The organism is Lacrimispora sp. (assembly GCF_032078915.1).
GTDB lineage: Bacteria > Bacillota > Clostridia > Lachnospirales > Lachnospiraceae > Lacrimispora.
Map to the genome: position 1 here is coordinate 1 of NZ_DAMAUN010000103.1, position 18677 is coordinate 18677.

The following is an 18677-nucleotide window of genomic DNA, read 5'->3' on the forward strand; positions in this document are numbered from 1 at the left end:
AAATTCTTCATGGAAATAGCATCCTCGGCGCTGATGTGCTCATAGATTTCCAGGATTTCTTCCAGCCTTGACTGTCCATCCACATATACATCGGTTGCAAAAATATGGTGGTTTAATCCGGACAGTTCCATTGTCACCCGCTCCGGCTCCACATCTAAGAGTCTGGCAAAGCCATTTACCATATTGACCGGCACATTACAAAGGCCGATCACCTTTTTATAATCCGTATATCTTAACACAGCCTCTGTGATCATTCCCGCAGGATTGGTAAAGTTGATCATCCATGCCTCCGGGCAGAGTTCTTTCATGTCCTTTACAATATCCAGAATCACCGGAATGGTCCGGAATGCCTTGAACATGCCTGCCGCTCCGTTTGTCTCCTGACCGATCATGCCGTGGCTTAAGGGGATCCGTTCATCCTTGATTCTGGCATCCAATAGCCCCACTCTCATCTGAGTCGTCACATAATCCGCATCCTTTAAAGCTTCCCGCCTGTCGTAAGACAGAATCACCTTCATGGGAAGTCCCGCTTTTTTTACCATGCGCTGCGCAAGGGCGCCTACAGTCTCCAGCTTTTCCCTTCCCGCTTCAATATCTACCAGCCAAAGCTCTCTTACAGGCAGTTTTTCATAACGTTTGATAAACCCCTCCACCAGCTCCGGTGTATAAGAGGAGCCGCCCCCGATGGTAACGATTTTGATCCCTTCCATAATCTCTCTCCTTTTCCTGGATTGTAATAAGCCTTCTTACTCCTGAGATTATGTCAGTGTGCAAGAAGGCTGTTATGGGCAAATTCTTATTTACTTTTCAATGGCGTCCTTTAAATCCTTGATCATCCGGTAAAGGTTTAAAACCTCCGCCGCCTGATCCTTTGCCATCATGGCCATGGTTAAATGATCCTGGGCATGTACCAGAATGATGTTTACCTCAACAGGGTTCCCCTGGGCTTCCTGTTGGATCAAATCAATCTGGGACTGATGGGCAGATCTCATCTCAAGCTCCGCCTCTTTTAAGTATTTTTCCGCCTCCTCAAAGTTAAATTCTCTGGCAGATTCCATCGCCATCATGGAAAGCGATTTTGAATTTCCTGCGTTCATAATGAGCTGAAATGCTACAGCATAATTCTCATCCATGGTATACTCCTCCCCTATGTCAAATTTTTCTATATACTAGCACAAGCAGCTTTTTTTTGCAAGAGGAAGAAAAAAGAGCAGAGAAAATAATTTCTTAAGACTTGCTGGAAAATGGAAGGCCAATATACCCTTCAATCAGCTTCAAAGTCTGTTCTAAACCTTTCTCATGGGTCCGTTCGGTCCCATGGGAAGCGTGAACTCCCGGACCGATCAAAGCGCCGCAGATGTCATGCCCGCCACGGATAGCGCTTCCTACATCAGAACCGTAGTGAGGGAATACATCCACCGCAAAATCCAGGCCTCTTTCCTTTGCAACGGCAATGAGGCGGTTTGTCATTTCATAGTCATAAGGCCCGGTGGAATCCTGGGCACAGATGGATACCTTTTTTTCATCCCCGGTCAAGTCATCCCCCAAAGCTCCCATGTCCACGGCAATAAACTCCTCTATATCTTCCGGAATCCAGCTTGCGCCATAACCCACCTCTTCGTAATTGCTGATCACTAATTTAAGAGTCTTTTCCGGCTTATGCCCGGACTCCCATAAATCCTTTAATACTCCCATAAGGACTGCCACAGAAGCTTTATCATCTAAGTGGCGGGATTTGATAAATCCGTTTTCCGTATGGACGAACATGGGATCAAAGCTGATGTAATCCCCAGGGGATACTTCAAGCTTCTTTACATCATCGATGTTTTCTACCAACTCGTCCAGGCGTATCTCCATATTTTTCACCTTCCTCTCCAGAGTTCTGGCATTGTCATAGGTGTGGACGGATGGCTCTTTTGTGAGTATTGTCCCGGTGTAGGTTTTACCGGTTCTCGTGTGTACTTTGCAGTACATGCCTTCGATGGTCTCCATCATAAAGCCTCCCACAGGCACAATGGTAAGCATCCCTGTTTTGGTAATGGAACGGACCATAGCTCCCAGAGTGTCCACATGGGCGGATAAGCCCAAAACCTCCTGTTTCTGCCCTGGAACCTTAATGATGAGGCCGCCTTTCTTGTTATAAACAGAGGAAAAGCCGAATTTCGAGGCCTCTTCCTGGATCACATTCATGACTTCCCTGGTGTAGCCGCTGGGGCTTGGGATATTTACGATTTTTTCCAGAATAGATGTAACATATGACATTGTCTCCATGGTGATCTACCTTCTTCTTTCTTTTTTCTTTTTGCGGTCTTTTACTGTAAATGTAAATTCCCGTATTGACTGGGAGTACATCCATAGCATCGTAAAAACAGCTTGGAGTAATCGCTTAATTGATTAAAGCCGCAGGCAACGGCTGCCTGCTCAAACCGTCAAAATAAATATATTCCATGCAATGATCTTCCATAATCGGCGCTATGTCCTTTTGGAAAAACAGTTTATTTCCGTTAAATAACTGGGTCTCAGTGCATTATTATTATATCATATAAGTCGAAAACCGGCAAAGAAGGTTGAAAGAATAAAATCATCCGTATACGAAAATGAGGATGGAGCAAATGGTACAAAGGGCAATACTTGTGGAACTTGATGACATTATATTTACGGAACACCTGGATTGGGGTAAAAACAGACTTAAATTGTTATTATGAAGATTATTTTTAAGAAATAGAAAAGATGGAAAAAACATCGCTGCATGATTGCCGGCGGAAAAGGGATCAAGGTCAGCACCTCCTGTTATAAATATGGCTTAAGGGACCTAAATATAAGGTTTTTCAGCTGCATTCGATTGCGCATGCTCCGTTAACCGGCCTGATTCCATAGTCAAAACTCTATTTCCAAATTCCAATGTATCCAATTCATGCGTAACTATTAAAATTGTCGTACCGTTTTGATTGATTCGTGCAAAAAGATCCATGATTATTTTTGTCGTCTCAATATCCAAATCTGATGTAGGTTCATCTGCAATCAAAATCTCCGGCTCGTTCATCAGAGCCCGCGCAATTAAGACACGCCTCAATTCTCCGCCCGAAAGCTGGGAGGGCATCATTTCAGCAAGGGGGGATAAACCAACCTCATCAAGAAGAAACGATGCCCGCCCTGCTGCATCACCCTGTCTTTTGGAAAGGTAAAATGGCAGCCTGACGTTATCAAAAACGGTCAGATTATACAGGACTCCAAATCCTTGCGGTATGTATCCCAATCGTGAGTTTCTAATTTCCGATTTTTTTCTATCTTTGAGCGTGTAGATATCCCTATCGTCCAGTTTGATATTGCCCGAAGTAGGTTCCAAAAGTCCGGCAATCATATTAAGAAGAGTGCTTTTGCCGCTTCCCGAACGCCCGATGACGCTGACAAAATCACCTTGTCCAATGGATAAATCCACGTTGTCCACAACTGAGAATGTTTTTTCCCTGCGCTTATATTCTTTGCATAATCCTTTGATTTCTAACAGCATTATTCCCCCTCCTTCATGACAGTATAGATTTCGGAGCTTCCTATTTTAATCGCGGCATAAACAGAGGCAAGCGGACCTATCGTAAAGGATATCATGAAGCTCATAACTGCCACGCCGGATAAGGTCCCATGTGATGGCTGCAAATATGGCAATCCCAATAACGAGCTGATATAGGTACTGAAAGGGAATACAACGAAAGCGGCCGCTGCCATTCCGGCTATGGTACCGAAAATACTGACCAAACAAGATTCGCTGAGGATTAGACTGACCAATTTACGCTTTGTCGCTCCCAAGACCCTGAATACGCTGAATTCTCTTTTCCGTCCATTCAATGTGACGGAGAAGACAATAATGAGCACTCCCACTGCCAAAACCCATAATATGCCCGTCAGTATGTAAATATAGGTGGTAAGCCCTTGCAAATTTCCGGAGATATTGCTGATCATGTTTTTAGCGACCACAACATGTACGTTCTCTTTCGCGTAGGCTTTTAGTATATTATTTGCCACGTCCTTACCATCATAGCCATTTTTGATTTTAACCATAACGGACGAAATCAAGTCAGCATCTTTCGCAACCGGATGCGCTTTCTGCCTTTCAGATTCCCTCGCTGCCTGCTTTGCCGTAGTGAGATTCATAAATACGGAGGTATCGAACCCCATACCCGTTTTGTCCAGTTGGGCGGTAATTAAGAAAGTCTGATTGAAGAATGTGAGCTTTTGCCCTACTTTGGCATTGAGATTGCATCCGATGACAATTTCGCCATCTGCAAGAGGATGATCCAGCGAATCTGATAACCACGGCTGAATGACAAAATCAGTTTTGGGATCAAAGCCTATAAGCTGAATGGGGTAAGCACAGCAATCAGCGTCCAGCGTTGCAATATAAAGTTGTGGAGATACTTTTTCCACTCCATTAATTGCTGCTACCTTTTCGGTGGTACCGGCGTCAAAGTAAAAAGTACTGGGTTCCCCTCGCAGGAGCGCACTCTGAATATCAGCTTCGTAGCCATAGGGCACTGCAAGAATATCCGCCCCCATTCTTTTGGACAAACTGTTCATGCCGTTTTCAAGACTTTTGGACAATACCGTTCCGCCAAAAAGAGTGAATGCAAACAGGGCAACAAGGAGAATCAAGCCGGTCGTCCGAAATGGTTTGTGCTTTAGGTTATGAATGGCAATGCTAACGGTTGTTAACGGCTTTCTGTCCATCTGTTTTCTCCTGTAGTCTTTTATTCTGTCTCCAGAGATAAATTACGTTTGCAGAGCAAATTGCTATCGTTAAAGCGTTGAATATAATGAGCGCAGGAAAAGTTGTCATCTGGCAAGTCATTGTCACCATCTCACAGCCACCAATCAAGGCGGTGGGAACTAAAATTCCCAAAATGCCTGTCAAAGCCGTCATCATACTGATTCCAATCCTTGTGAGCGGAGACTTGAAAACAACAAGCAGCATTCCACCACATAGGACTAAGAGCCCGATTCCAATTTCCGCCTGTCCTGACCAAAAGCATTTCATTGGCACCGTACCACCTGCAGCGGTTTCAATTACTTTTGAGCAAGTTCGGAAAATGCAGACCGGAACAAGCGCAGTCAATAATCCCAAAACAGCAACAGCAATACCGGATAATAGTCTATTTTTCATGATAATTGCCTCCTGAACTTTAATTTTATTTATAATGGTATTCCAATGGCTTGCTCATAATCATTTTTTAGCTTCGCCAAGAGCGTTATGTACGGCTTCATTGAATTGATTGAAGGAAATTGTGGCGCCGGATACCCCGTCCACATCCTCTGGCCTTTGAACCTCCACAAGCTTCTGTGCATATTGCTTCATGGCTTCAACAGCGAGCTGCGCCTTATCATAATAATCCTTATTAGAGATTTCACCGTTAACCTTCCCGTAATTTTCGTCCTTCACAGTCCCGTCCGTTTGCCGTGTGACATATTGACAGTCTGTTATTTTATTATCTTCAATGGTAATTGTCACCTCACCATAAGCCCCCTGGTCATCTTCGCTGCTTTTACCGGTATAAATTCCTGATGAATACACCGCATTACCGGCTTCATTGTCAGAGTTTTTACCACACCCCGCTAAAAGCGTCAACGCAAATGCAAAAAGGAAGGCCATGGAAATAACCTTTTTCTTCATCGGACATACCTTCTTTCGTCTCCTTTATTCTGAATAATTCTCGCAACTTTCCCATGCTCCAGCACAACGGTCCGCTGGGCTTCTTCGGCAACCTCGGGATCATGGGTAACAACGACGATGGTGCTCCCCTCTTTGTGAAGCTGCTTGAAAATATCCAGCACAATCCCTTCATTCGCCTCATCTAAGTTTCCCGTAGGCTCGTCCGCGAGAATCAGCATAGGATAGTTGATCAGGGCGCGGGCGATACATACCCTTTGCTGCTCGCCTCCTGAGAGCTGGCTGGGTAAGTGCCTGGCCCGGTCTCCCAGTCCGACCCGCTCCAGTGCCTGCAGCGCTTCCTTTTCATCCGGCATGCTGTGATAATACTGCGCGACCATCACGTTCTCCAGGGCCGTAAGATAATTGATCAGATGAAATTGCTGAAAAATCAGCCCGATCTTATCACGCCTGATATTTGTCAGACTTTTCGCGCTTTCCTTTGAGATATTCGTGCCGTCTAAAATCACGGAACCATTTGAGGGCTTATCCATGCACCCGATAATATTCATCATAGTACTTTTTCCGGAACCGGAAGGTCCCATGATCGCCAGCCATTCGCCCTGGGAAACCTCCAGGTTAACATTCCATAAAGCCTTAACATTGCCGTAAATTTTCGAGATGTCTTTTAGCTCCAATAAATTCATCATTTCCCTCCTTTATTCACCACGCAAAACAACCGCCGGGTCTACGTCTGTCGCACTCCTGACAGGTATCAGACACGCAAGACCTGTTACAACTATGGAAACGACCATTGTCACAGGGATCAGCAGAGGCTGAAAGGATATGGAACGGCCAAAAACATTCATGCTGACTGTCTGGGCAAATACAAATCCGAGCACAACGCCAAGCAAGCCGCCTAGACCGCCCAAAAACAAACCCTCTCCCAAAAATTCCATGACAATACTCTTGTTAGCAGCGCCTAACGCCTTTTTCAAACCGATTTCCTTCCGCCGTTCCGCAACAACCGCCATCATCGTGGTTGCGACGCAAACCATGGTGAGAATCAGCACCACCACCGTAACGAGATAGACCAACGCCTGAAGCTTGGTCAAAACAGTTCCCTCTGATTGGGTAACCCGTTTCACAAGGCGCGGGGTAACCTCCTCTACGTTTTCACTTATCTGCCCAACAATATCTTCCAGCGCCGTCTGAGACGCAGAAATACTGCATTCCACTACATCCAGTTCTCCATCGTTTCCCATCAGACTCTCCAGATCCAAAAGAGACATGAAGATAAAGTCTTCCTCCGTTCCTCCTGTTTGAACGATTCCCGAAACAGTGAAGTCATGGCTGAAGCTCCCGCCGTCTGCAGACGTGCCGGTCGCCGTGATGGTATCCCCCGGAGAAAGACGGATGAGTCCGGCAACTTCCTGACCGATCAGCACCGCCCCATCGTTTACAGGCCACTCTCCTGAAACAAACCAATATGGACTTGTCTTCTTCACTTCATCCAAATCCGTACCCGCCGCCATAAATGGCTGTTCGTTGATCTTGAGCGTTTCATAGCGATAGGGAGCGATGCCCACGATATCACCGGGAGGAATAAAATCCGCCGCCCGTTCAACCGCCTCTAAGCGGAACGCTGCTTTATCACCGGACGGTACAAGTATGAGATTCGCCCCATAGGAACGAAATTCCTGGCCCATCTGCCGCGGAACGTCGTAATAGATGGTGACAAGGCCGGATAAAATCGTCGCGCCGATTGCAACCGCCAGCAATGCCACGAGCATTCTGGAATGCCGCCGGATGAGGGAGCTTGTTATCATTCTAAAATACATTGTTTGTCTTTTCATATAATCACCTGCCATGTAAGACTTCCGCCGGGCGAAGAGATAGCAGAAGACGGATAGACGGAATACTTCCCGCTAAAGTTACAACAAATACCAAAACCGCCACAAGAGGAATGACCACCGGTTTCATGACAATGGCCGATCCAAAAACAGATTGTCCTATAATCTGGGCAAATAAAAGCCCGGCAAAGTATCCCACAACGCCGCCCACGACTGCGGTAACAAGTATCTCTGTTAAGACGAGCCATGAAATAGGGGAATTATGTCCGCCGACCGCTTTCAGCAATCCAATTTCACGACTGCGTTCCATCACGCTGGCCGTGACAAGGTTGGAAATGCCAAGCGCCGATCCGATAAGACTTAAAATGGTGATCAAAAGCATCAACAGTTGTGTTTTCTCCAGGATTGCGCCTTCTGATTCCGCGACCTGGCGAATGGGCTTTGCAACTGCATCTGTAATCACTTCTTGTATTTGATAGGAAATTGAACTGACATAGGCCGTACAATACCATGTTTCCCATTCCTTGATGGAAAGGCTTTTGGGGTTTTGCGCCGCCTTCCGGGAAAGCTCATTGTCAGGCGTTGTTAAAGCGCTGACCTCAATGCTGCTGACAAGCCCTGTCCGGCCCGCCAATTCCTGCGCGGTCTGTAACGGAACGTAAATTCGTTCGTCCTCGTCGCTCCCTGCATTAAAAACTCCCTTAACTGTCAATTTCCTGGTTTTTCCCTGTGATTCAACGGTGATGGTATCACCGACTTTTATATTGTTTCTGGCTGCCACAAGGCTGCCCGCCATCGCAGAATTTTGGTCCTGATCGGTCAGCCATTCGCCGGATACTTCCCACCAGCTCTTCATATTTTTCATGCCCGTATCCAAAGATTCCCCTGTGGGAAGTTCTAAATGATGGTGAAACCACGTTCCTACGAGCTTTATTTCACTTTCCCCGGAGTCCGGCTTCACCGCCGTCTCAAGATATGGGGTAAAATCCACGATGTTAAAAGCCCAGAATATTGTTTTAATATTCCCAAGCTCTGATTCTTTCAAGTATTGATTGGAAACTCCCGCACCTTCCCCAACACCGTAAAGGTCATCCAGCAGAGAAGCCTCCTTTGGAACGACATTGATATTTGCACCATAGGTTTTTAGTTCCTGATTGACCTTATCCCCCACATCAAACATGACATTGAGCATAGCAGTGGCAAGTGAAGCTCCCAATGCAATTGTAAATGCAATCATGAGCATTTTTCCTTTTTGACGGAACAACGCGCCTTTTACCATTCTCAAGAACACAAAATCACCTCCCTCATTTAAACCTGCTCTTTTCGTTTTCCAAATTTTGCGTTTGCAGCACCATATTACCGCCTGACAAGCTGTAAGAGAGGGGTACCGGATTGCAGCCTCCCTTAAATCCGATGGTAGACTTATTCATGACAACGTCACAGAGCTTACAAATTACCTCATCGTCACGCTCATAATAACCGGTGGGACCGCAGATATCGCAGGCATCAAGCCCCACTCCATATGCTGCCGCACTTTTTTTGATCACAATGAACCTCACCTCAATGCCATTTGAGGCAGTATAAACATACCGGTGCAAATGGCCGTCATTGATATTTTCCAGAGGGATAACAATTTCATTTCCAACGATGTCCATGTCCTCGGCAGGGGATAGGACCACCTCTTTTTCATCATAGGCCTTAACCACAGTCAGGCATAGAACTGCCAGGATATATCCTGCCGCCACAACGACGCACCAGCGCTTTTGCCTGCGGGATGTCGCCCGGATCCTCCTATGCTGCGCAGGATTTGTATACGTTTCTTTCGGATGCAGACTTTTTATCCACAGGACAACCAATAAAAGGAGTGTGACCGCCATAATGCCATATAGGAAGCAGTCGTTATAATTGACAGCTATTTTAATGAATCCAAACAACCATTTTGACATTGGGATGATGCGCCTTGCCAGCAAAAACTGAACAATGGTGGCAGCCTGGTTGACCATATTGACAGCAAGCCCAATCGTCAGCAGTACGCGCACGAGCTGAACGGATGAACTCATTCCGACTTTATACAGGGCGAACCCGGCAAGACCCACAATCAGTAAACCTCCCAGATATCCGATCATCTTAAAAAGAAAATCAGTACCGAATATGCTTCCGCCTGTCATCACAAACTCCGTTGGATACAAGAAAACACTTGGCAGGCTGTAGAGCAGCAGCGAGGCCACTAAAACGGCATTTACAATATTCCATATCTTTTCATACAATTTGGGCGCTCTTTTTTGGAGAACTCCCCATGAAAGCATATAAAAAAGAATTTCTGCAAAAATGGCAACAGACAAAATACCGATATTGAAGTATTCCCTTTTAATCAGCACGGTGGTGGCTTTGAGGAATGATAAAATCAGAGCGGATACAACTCCTGCTGCAAACCCGGAAAACAGCCATTTTTTCTGTCTTTGTTTGTTATTGATGTGTATAAGCGAAAAAAGCATCCCTAGAAGAATCCCAGTTGTAAGCAAATTCTGCACAACCTGTATTAGATATTTCAGCATGGTGTCACCACCTCCCTGTGAGCGTAAATGCGCCATGACTGCTTCGCCCTTGTGTGCGAGCTGGTCATGGCGCGTATCCTATTCGAACAAATTACCAAACTCTTGGCACATAATCAAAATCCCATTCAGCTACAAGAGGCTCCGTCCAATAGCTTCCGGTAACGCCTGTTTCTTTATCAACATGAAGGAGGAAGCCCTGTGCTTCGGGACTCTCTATAAGAAAGCGAACCTTATATGTACCGGCCGCACCGAGCTTTATGTTTGCACCATAGTGGGGGCCGTCGCTTGCATTCATAGGCATGAAAGTTCCTTCAACCTTTGTTTTTCCATCTTCACTGGTAATCTCATAATTAACGGTGAGGTTCGGGACAAAATCACCTACGCCATAGCCTAAATCGTTCTTCAGCGCGGAGATACCCGCCTCTATATGCATATCGGATTCAGAAGCCGGAAGGCCAGCTTTATCCGCCGGTTCCATGTCAACAGGCTGGAAATACACAGCCGCAACATTCAGCGGCGAAAGCTCTATATCATCGCCAATGGGAAATTCTTCGAAGCCGGCGACCTCGCCGGGAGCCGCCGCGCCACTGTCCTCGCCTGAATCAACAACTGTCGTTTCGGTTGTGTTGCCGGAAGTTTTATTGCCCGATGAGCAAGCGGTGAGGCCAAGGGCCATCATCATCACAGACGCCAGAGCAAAGGCAGACATCTTTTTAAATTTCATAATTTATTCCTCCTGAGTTTTGATTTGAATTCACAATATATTACTGAAATTACAATTATCTAGATTAGATTCCTTTATTACATGCTTCACTTACCGAGTGCCGGTTGGCTTATCAGCGGCAGGCGCTTTCATAATTCTTCCCTTTTTCCATTTCCTGATCTGAATTACAAATGTAATAACCGTTGCAATAAGTAAAACAACTTGGGGAATCAGCGTTTCCAATGTGGGGTAAATTCCCAGAATATCAACGGAAGATATACCCGGTACCGGTGTGACCCCTATCACGTTGCCTTCCTGCAATTCTTTGATCCCGGACCCAACAAAGGTAATGGACATGACAAACATCAAGATGCTTGTACCAAGGAAAAATGGTTTAAGCGGCAATTTGATGCTCATAAAACGAATCAGCAGATAAATGACCACCAGAGCCAGGCATCCGACTCCAAGGCCGGCCCATACCATATTGATATAAGTCTTTGTACCCGCTAATAATGCCTGATAAAACAGAATTGTTTCGGCACCTTCACGGAAAACTGCGAGAAACGCAGCAAACGCCAGCGAGAACATGCTTCCCTTGGTAATGGAACTTTGAACCTTCCCTTCAATATAGCCTGTCCAAACGGCCGATTCCGCTTTGGAAACCATCCAGTTGCTGACATAAAACAGCACCACAACGGCAATCAGCATTGTAACTCCCTCGGTAATCTCCTGATTGGCGCCACTCGCACCGGATAAGCTGTTTAAGATAAATGCCATCAGGACGCTGGCGCCCAGAGCAACAAGCGAACCCCAATATACCGCGCCGGTTTTCTGCTTGTTTCCCGACTTTATGAGATAAGCAATGATCGCACCGACAATTAGTATCGCCTCAAAACCTTCTCTTGTTATGATCAGGAGCGAAGAACGGAAAACACTTACGGCACTCTCTTTCTTACCGTCCAGCTGGTTGGCATCCTCTCTTAGCAGTTTGATCAGCTCATCGAGGGAAGCTCTGACTTCACCGTTTGAACTGCCGGCGTTTATTGCCTTTTTCGCAAAGCTGAACTGATATTCCACAGTAGCCGCACGGTTACCTGAAATGTGAGCCATTACCGTTTTTTCAAAACCCAGCTTTTCATAATATGAGTAATAGGCAACATCCACCTGGTCTTTCGCAGCTTTTGCATCTCCTGATACATAGATATCGTAAGATTCGTTCAAAACATCTTCCATCTCATCCACTACCTCATTCCATGTTTCATGAGAAGCGGCAAATACCGTGGCAGAAAGCATGCTCACAAGGACAAACACCAAAACAGCCGAAGCTAATATTTTACGCACTTTATATACCTCCTTTCTATAGCCTTAAGCAGCACCAACAAAATACCACCTACAAGGTTAGTCCATACTAACTCGAAGTACAAGAGCCAGTTTCAAGAATCTGCAATAGGTCCAGAGCTATTCCCTGATTTTGAGCAGTCATGGTCCCACTATGATTTTACGTGCCAATTCCTCTCCTATGGCCATGCGTTTATTTCCAACATAAATAATAAAGGAATCGTCATATAGTTTTGATTTCACGATTACCTCCGTGTCAATGAGAAAACCTAAAACCTCAAGAAAATTTCTTGTTTCCTCATCGCACCAAATTGCCTTGATTCGATTTATTTCGCCAAGTGGCGCCAATGACAAAAGCACCTTATCACTCCTTTATATGTTATTTGAATCGTGCATATAGCAATCCCTTTCATTCTTAACATATTGTAAAAGTGTATGGCTCAAGGCGCAAGAACCAGTATCAAAGTTCTTTTATGGCTCCAGGCTCATTGTTTAGCCAGGCTTGACCAAGGAGTTTGATTGCAATAGGGATTTGTTCCAACAGCATTCCTCCATAATTGAGAAGCACCAGACCATCTTTTCTATTCTGGGGACAACTAAAAAAATCTGATGCCGGCCGTATCCCCACCCCCACTTTGCTGGCACTGGCAATCAGTTCAGCCTCTGTTACCGGCCATTTCGCCTGCACCAATATATGAAGGCCCGCATGCACTCCCCAAACATCAATCTTATCCTCAAATACATTTTGGAGTGAATTTACTAGCATATCTCGTTTTTTTCTCTGGTGCATAACCGTTTTTCTCATATGTTTTTCCCAAAGCCCTTCGCGCATGAAGAGCTCTAATGTCTTTTGCGTAAGAAAAGGCACAAATGTAGTGTCATGACAATACCGGTCACACAATTCTCCCAGCAGCGGTTCCGGAAGCACCATATAAGACACGCCGATGGCGGGAAACAGCATGTCAGAAAAAGTCCCCATGTAAATCACATGGTCACTGCAAAATGAATGGATGGAAGGGACCTGGCTCCTGTCATACTGAAAACAGCAGTTATAGTCATCTTCTATAATCAATGCATCATTGCGTTTTGCCCAGCCGGCTAATTCCATTCGCCTGTCTTTTGACATGATAACACCCGTTGGAAATTGATGTGACGGCGTTACGTAGACTGCCGCTGCTTTCATGGGATTCAACGAGCCTATTTCTATCCCGTGTTCATCAACAGGTACCGGATAAACCTGAAAACCATTGTTTTGGAAGGTCATTCGGGTTCGGTCATATCCCGGATCCTCCATTGCAATGCTTAAACCCTTGGCCTTTAGCATCTGGCAAATGAGTTCCAGACAAAACTGTGTCCCAGATCCTATGATTATTTGTTTGACCTGGCAATTCACTTGCCTTTTATGATAGATAAATCTTTGTATTTCAGACCGAAGCCCCGGTTCCCCAAATGGGCAGCCATACTGTAAAAAACCATTTTTATAGTCAAGGAAACATTTATTTGTAAGCGTCTTCCATTTCCCAAAGGGAAATTCATCCGTCTGCAACTTTTTATTCTGAAAATCATAAACTACATGTTCGGCCTGGGGTTCCAATCCCGTATGCATGGTTTCCGCTCTGTCTTTTTTGCCAATCGCTTCAGCAAGCGGCAGTTCGGCATAGTATCCCTGGCGGGACCTGCTGGTTAAAAAGCCCTCTGAACTTAATTTATCATAAGCTAATTCAACCGTATTCCGGCTTATCCGTAAATCCATAGCCAGCTTCCGGCTGGATAAAAGTTTTGTCCCAGGCTTTATATTGCCTTTCAATATATCATTCTTTATCTGTTGATATAATTGAGCATATAAAGACATAGCGTCATTTTTGTCTAGCACAAACATATACTCACTCCTCCCTATATCTCGGTATAGCGCTAAGTTAGTTTAAACTAACTGATATCTAAAAAAAAGCAAAGCTAAACTACTCTGCCGAATAAAAAAACGTAATTCGGTAGAGTAGTTTGTCATGCCTTTTTATAACTTACCTTTCATAAGGCCCTATTTTCATAAGTACCTGATGAAAAGTACTGTCTACACTTCGAAGATCAAGTCTCCGTAACTTGGCATTGGCCAAAATTCTTTATCTACGATCATTTCCAGCTTATCAGCAGGATCACGGAGAGCTGCCATGGCAGGTACTACCTCATCCCGGAAAGCATTTGCCCGTTCCTTGTTTCCTTCGGTTGCCGTACATTTCGCATCAGCATCTGACAGGGTGGCCAGGGCTACCTTCATATCGGAAAGATAAGCACTAACCTCTATGAGAAGCTCTTCCTGAACACTGGTATCGGCTGCCGGACACGCTGACTTTACCTTTCCCAGAGAATCTGCCAGCAGAGAAGCATACTTCACAACCGCCGGGATGATCTGCTTTCCGGCCATGTCGATCATAGCTCTCGCCTCGATGTTAATGGCTTTGCTGTAAGCCTCATATTCGATCTCAACCCGGGATTCCAGCTCAGCCTTTGTGAATACCTTAAACTCCTCAAACATCTTTACCGAAGCATCTGTGGTAAGAGCAGGAATCGCCTCAACCATTGACTTAAGGTTTGGAAGACCTCTTCTTTCCGCTTCATCCACCCAGGCCTGGGAATAGCCGTTGCCGTTGAAAATGATCCTTCTATGAGCTGCCAGCTGCTCTTTGATCATGTCATGAACTGCCGTATCAAAATCAGCCGCCTTCTCAAGGACATCTGCCGCTTCTTTTAACGCTTCAGCAGTAATGGTGTTTAAAACCACATTGGGAGAAGAAATGGAATCAGAGGAACCAACCATCCGGAACTCGAACTTATTGCCGGTAAATGCAAATGGGGAGGTTCTGTTTCTGTCCGTGGCATCCTTGAATAAATCAGGCAAGGTTCTAACTCCTGTCTTTAAGGTACCGCCCGCCTTGGAACGGGTAGCCTCTCCGGTGCTGCAAAGCTGATCTACTACATCCTCAAGCTGTTCGCCGATGAATATGGAGATAATGGCCGGCGGTGCTTCATTTGCCCCAAGCCTGTGATCATTTCCAACATCAGCCGCAGATTCCCGAAGCAGATCCGCATGACGGTCAACCGCCTTTAAGATACAGGACAGCACCAGCAGGAACTGGATGTTCTCATGAGGTGTTTCCCCTGGATTTAACAGGTTGATTCCATCGTCAGTGGTTAAAGACCAGTTGTTATGCTTACCGGAACCATTGACCCCTGCAAACGGCTTTTCATGAAGCAGGCAGTTCAATCCATGACGGCCAGCCACCTTTTTTAAAGTTTCCATTACTAATTGGTTATGGTCAACGGCCACATTCGCCTGCTCATAGATAGGGGCCAGCTCATGCTGGGCGGGAGCTACTTCATTATGCTGGGTCTTTGCAGGCACACCTAACTTCCACAGCTCCTCATTCACTTCCTTCATAAAAGCTGCGATCCTCTCGCGGATGGAACCGAAGTAATGGTCTTCCAGCTCCTGTCCCTTCGGGGGCATGGCTCCGAACAGGGTGCGTCCGGCATAAATTAAGTCTTTTCTCTGTAAATACTTTTCATGATCAACCAGGAAATATTCCTGCTCGGCACCAACGGAAGGAGTAACCCTTTTTGAAGTGGTATTTCCGAATAATCTTAAGATTCTTAAAGCCTGCTCGTCGACAGCTTCCATGGATCTTAAGAGAGGTGTTTTTTTGTCAAGAGCTTCTCCTGTATAAGAACAGAAAGCGGTGGGAATGCAGAGAGTGACACCGATGGCATCTTCTCTTAAGAATGCAGGGGAAGTACAATCCCAGGCGGTATAGCCTCTTGCTTCAAAATTCGCCCTTAAGCCTCCGGACGGGAACGATGAAGCATCCGGCTCTCCCTTTACCAGTTCCTTCCCGGAAAACTCCATAATTACCTTTCCTTCCGATGTCGGGGCGGAGATGAAGGAATCATGTTTTTCAGCGGTAATTCCGGTAAGAGGCTGAAACCAATGGGTATAGTGAGTTGCACCTCTTTCAATGGCCCAGTCCTTCATGGCATGTGAAACTACGTCTGCAATGGATGGGTCCAGCACTGCGCCATCCTCAATGGTTTTCTTTAATTTTTTGAAAACAGATTTTGGCAAACGCTCTCTCATTACGGTTTCGTTAAATACATTCTTACCAAACAGCTCAGCTACGTTTACAACTTCGCTCATAAATTTTCCATCCTCCCATATTTTGATAAGTCAAACTGCCTTATAGTCTCCTCGCGATCTGATTATGCGCATAAATCAGAAAAGGCGTCCTCCCGGTATAAGGAGAACGCCATCGTTCTTAAATTAAATTAAACCATTTTTCCTAAAAAATCAAGTACTTTTTAAAAAAATATTTTCCTTAAGCTTTACCAACGGAGCCAAATAATTCCATCTTCTCTTTTACAGTTGCTTTAATGGCATCTGTTCCGGGGGCGAGAAGCTTACGGGGATCAAAGCCCTTGCCTTCTAAATCCTTGCCTGCTTCAATGTACTTACGGGTAGCTTCTGCAAAGGTAAGCTGGCACTCTGTATTCACATTGATCTTTGCAACGCCAAGGCTGATGGCCTTCTTAATCTGGTCTTCCGGGATGCCTGTCCCACCGTGAAGTACTAAAGGCATGTCGCCTACTTTCTCCTTGATGGCAGCCAGGGTCTCAAAACTTAAACCAGCCCAGTTTTCCGGATACTTTCCGTGAATGTTGCCGATACCTGCAGCCAGCATGGTCACGCCTAAGTCTGCAACCTGCTTGCACTCATCAGGATCTGCGCATTCGCCCATACCCACTACGCCGTCTTCCTCGCCGCCGATAGAACCAACCTCTGCTTCAATGGAAAGTCCTTTTTCTGCACAGACCTTAACAAGCTCAGTAGTCTTTGCTACGTTCTCAGCGATAGGATAATGGGAACCGTCAAACATAATGGAAGAAAATCCCGCTTCAATGCACTTATAGCAGCCGTCATAGGAACCATGATCCAGATGAAGTGCTACGGGAACTGTAATGTTTAATTCTTCGATCATGGCCTTTACCATAGCTGATACGGTCTTATAGCCTGTCATGTATTTACCAGCGCCTTCGGAAACTCCCAGGATAACCGGGGATTTCAGTTCTTCGGCTGTCTGTAAAACAGCTTTCGTCCACTCAAGGTTGTTGATGTTGAACTGTCCAACTGCGTACTTTCCGTCTCTTGCTTTTTCAAGCATATCTTTTGCCGAAACTAACATATCACAAACCTCCATTTGTATTTTTTCTCTTACTCCATATTATTATATACCATCTTATCCTATTTGGAAAGAATAATTTTTCCAGATTGTCTTTTTTATAACAAAGTTACATTTTGCTTTTATCTGCGCTATGCCTTATAATGAGGACAAGTTCTAAATACATAATAGGAGATTTTTTATGAAACGAAAGATATGGCAAGGCATTTTCCGCCGACAGGGCTCTGAAACCACAGAAATGCAGGAACGCCAGGAAGGGACGGATCTGTTCTCCGGCAAGCAGCTTCGCCAGTTGATTTTCCCCTTAGTCATAGAACAGATACTGGCTGTATTTATGGGAATGGCTGATATCATCATGGTAGCCTCCTGCGGCGAAGAAGCCGTGTCGGGCATATCCATCGTGGAAACCATAAACGTCCTCCTGATCGGATTATTCGGGGCAATGGCCGCGGGTGGTTCCGTGGTAACAGCCCAGTACATCGGCCGGAAGGATGAAAAAAATGTTGCCAAAGCCTCAGGCCAGCTGTTTCTGGCCGTGGGCGGGCTTTCCATGGTCATTATGGCAGTGACCCTGATCTTTAACGGGCAGCTTCTAAGGCTCATATACGGTGAGATCGGCCAGGATGTCATGCAAAACGGGAGAATCTATTTCTATATATCCTCCCTCTCTTATCCATTCCTGGCATTTTATAACAGCAGTGCAGCCCTTTTCAGGACAGCCGGAAACTCCAAGGTATCCATGCAAGTCTCCCTCGGTGCCAACCTCTGCAACATCGCAGGAAATGTCCTGTTAATTTATGTATTTCAAATGGGTGTGGCAGGCGCCGGGCTTTCCACCCTGTTTTCCAGGATCCTGTCCGCGGTGGTTATGCTGGTTCTTCTTAAAAAGCAGAACAATTTCCCCATTGAGTTCCGCCTGCGTGCGGACAAGAGGATGCTGCGCCAGATCCTCTACATCGGCATACCAAACGGCCTGGAAAACAGTATTTTCCAGCTGGGAAAGCTTTTGCTGTCCAGTCTGACCTCCAGCTTCGGTACCATGGCCATTGCTGCAAATGCGGTGGCAAGCACCATCTGCGGCCTGGAAACCATCCCTGCCAGCGCTATAGGCATAGCACTGGTAACCGTTGTGGGGCAGTGCGTAGGAGCCGGCGAACTGAAACAGGCCCGCAGATATATGGGAAAGCTTTTAAAAACGGCATATATCTGTCTGTGGATATTAAACCTTTCCATCATACCGTTTTTAAATCCCATATGCAGCCTGTTTCATCTTTCGGGTGAAACCAGCGCCCTGGCTTACAAGCTGATGCTTTACCACAGCATCTGCTGCATGATAATCCATCCCCTGTCCTTCTGCCTGACCAA

Annotated in this window: 18 protein-coding genes; 1 reads left to right on the forward strand and 17 read right to left on the reverse strand. The window is 45.7% G+C overall.

The annotated features are described in order from the left end of the window. The 17 genes from RT269_RS25980 to fba all read right to left on the reverse strand — a co-directional run. On the reverse strand, positions 1 to 710 hold a 710-nt coding region (locus RT269_RS25980), incomplete at its 3' end, for a family 4 glycosyl hydrolase (RefSeq protein WP_442913838.1). A 90-nt stretch (positions 711 to 800) separates the two neighbouring features. Next, positions 801 to 1133: a PTS lactose/cellobiose transporter subunit IIA gene (locus RT269_RS25985; RefSeq protein WP_038278238.1), complete on the reverse strand. Its 333-nt coding sequence runs from the start codon at positions 1131 to 1133 to the stop codon at positions 801 to 803. A gap of 94 nt (positions 1134 to 1227) precedes the next feature. Continuing rightward, positions 1228 to 2271 carry a M42 family metallopeptidase gene (locus RT269_RS25990; protein ID WP_313187023.1) on the reverse strand — a complete coding sequence of 348 codons (1044 nt, stop codon included), beginning with the start codon at positions 2269 to 2271 and terminating at the stop codon, positions 1228 to 1230. A 541-nt stretch (positions 2272 to 2812) separates the two neighbouring features. Beyond that, a complete protein-coding gene (locus RT269_RS25995; RefSeq protein ID WP_313187025.1) occupies positions 2813 to 3511 on the reverse strand; it encodes an ABC transporter ATP-binding protein in 699 nt (232 codons plus the stop codon). After that, on the reverse strand, positions 3511 to 4722 hold the full coding sequence (locus RT269_RS26000) for an ABC transporter permease (RefSeq protein ID WP_313187027.1): 1212 nt from the start codon (positions 4720 to 4722) through the stop codon (positions 3511 to 3513). The genes RT269_RS25995 and RT269_RS26000 overlap by 1 nt, the downstream gene beginning before the upstream one ends. Next, entirely contained in the window at positions 4694 to 5155 is a 462-nt protein-coding gene (locus tag RT269_RS26005) for a DUF4418 family protein (RefSeq protein ID WP_313187029.1), read from the reverse strand. The genes RT269_RS26000 and RT269_RS26005 overlap by 29 nt, the downstream gene beginning before the upstream one ends. A gap of 60 nt (positions 5156 to 5215) precedes the next feature. Continuing rightward, positions 5216 to 5662 carry an FMN-binding protein gene (locus RT269_RS26010; RefSeq protein ID WP_313187031.1) on the reverse strand — a complete coding sequence of 149 codons (447 nt, stop codon included), beginning with the start codon at positions 5660 to 5662 and terminating at the stop codon, positions 5216 to 5218. After that, positions 5659 to 6348, reverse strand: coding sequence for an ABC transporter ATP-binding protein (locus RT269_RS26015; RefSeq protein WP_331664236.1), 690 nt, complete (start codon positions 6346 to 6348; stop codon positions 5659 to 5661). The genes RT269_RS26010 and RT269_RS26015 overlap by 4 nt, the downstream gene beginning before the upstream one ends. Positions 6349 to 6357: 9 nt before the next feature. Then, on the reverse strand, positions 6358 to 7494 hold the full coding sequence (locus RT269_RS26020; RefSeq protein ID WP_313187033.1) for an ABC transporter permease: 1137 nt from the start codon (positions 7492 to 7494) through the stop codon (positions 6358 to 6360). A 4-nt stretch (positions 7495 to 7498) separates the two neighbouring features. Next, entirely contained in the window at positions 7499 to 8782 is a 1284-nt protein-coding gene (locus RT269_RS26025; RefSeq protein ID WP_313187035.1) for an ABC transporter permease, read from the reverse strand. Positions 8783 to 8795: 13 nt separating this feature from the next. Further along, on the reverse strand, positions 8796 to 10046 hold the full coding sequence (locus RT269_RS26030; protein ID WP_313187037.1) for a Fe-S-containing protein: 1251 nt from the start codon (positions 10044 to 10046) through the stop codon (positions 8796 to 8798). Between the two features lie 91 nt (positions 10047 to 10137). Continuing rightward, positions 10138 to 10770 carry an iron transporter gene (locus tag RT269_RS26035; protein WP_313187039.1) on the reverse strand — a complete coding sequence of 211 codons (633 nt, stop codon included), beginning with the start codon at positions 10768 to 10770 and terminating at the stop codon, positions 10138 to 10140. A 90-nt stretch (positions 10771 to 10860) separates the two neighbouring features. After that, the gene (locus RT269_RS26040) at positions 10861 to 12090 is read right to left on the reverse strand and encodes an FTR1 family iron permease (protein WP_313187040.1); all 1230 of its coding nucleotides are present in this window, start codon (positions 12088 to 12090) and stop codon (positions 10861 to 10863) included. A gap of 138 nt (positions 12091 to 12228) precedes the next feature. After that, complete coding sequence (locus RT269_RS26045; RefSeq protein ID WP_313187041.1) at positions 12229 to 12447, reverse strand: FeoA family protein; 219 nt, start codon at positions 12445 to 12447, stop codon at positions 12229 to 12231. Positions 12448 to 12547: 100 nt separating this feature from the next. Beyond that, positions 12548 to 13966 (reverse strand): MocR-like pyridoxine biosynthesis transcription factor PdxR, encoded by a 1419-nt coding sequence (pdxR, locus tag RT269_RS26050; protein ID WP_313187043.1) that lies wholly within the window; start codon positions 13964 to 13966, stop codon positions 12548 to 12550. A 189-nt stretch (positions 13967 to 14155) separates the two neighbouring features. Further along, positions 14156 to 16273: a glutamine synthetase III family protein gene (locus RT269_RS26055; RefSeq protein WP_313187044.1), complete on the reverse strand. Its 2118-nt coding sequence runs from the start codon at positions 16271 to 16273 to the stop codon at positions 14156 to 14158. A 178-nt stretch (positions 16274 to 16451) separates the two neighbouring features. After that, on the reverse strand, positions 16452 to 17315 hold the full coding sequence (gene fba / locus RT269_RS26060) for a class II fructose-1,6-bisphosphate aldolase (protein WP_313187046.1): 864 nt from the start codon (positions 17313 to 17315) through the stop codon (positions 16452 to 16454). A 178-nt stretch (positions 17316 to 17493) separates the two neighbouring features. Between fba and RT269_RS26065 the strand changes: the two genes are divergently transcribed. Next, a partial coding sequence (locus tag RT269_RS26065) for an MATE family efflux transporter (RefSeq protein ID WP_313187047.1) occupies positions 17494 to 18677 on the forward strand: 1184 nt, incomplete at its 3' end.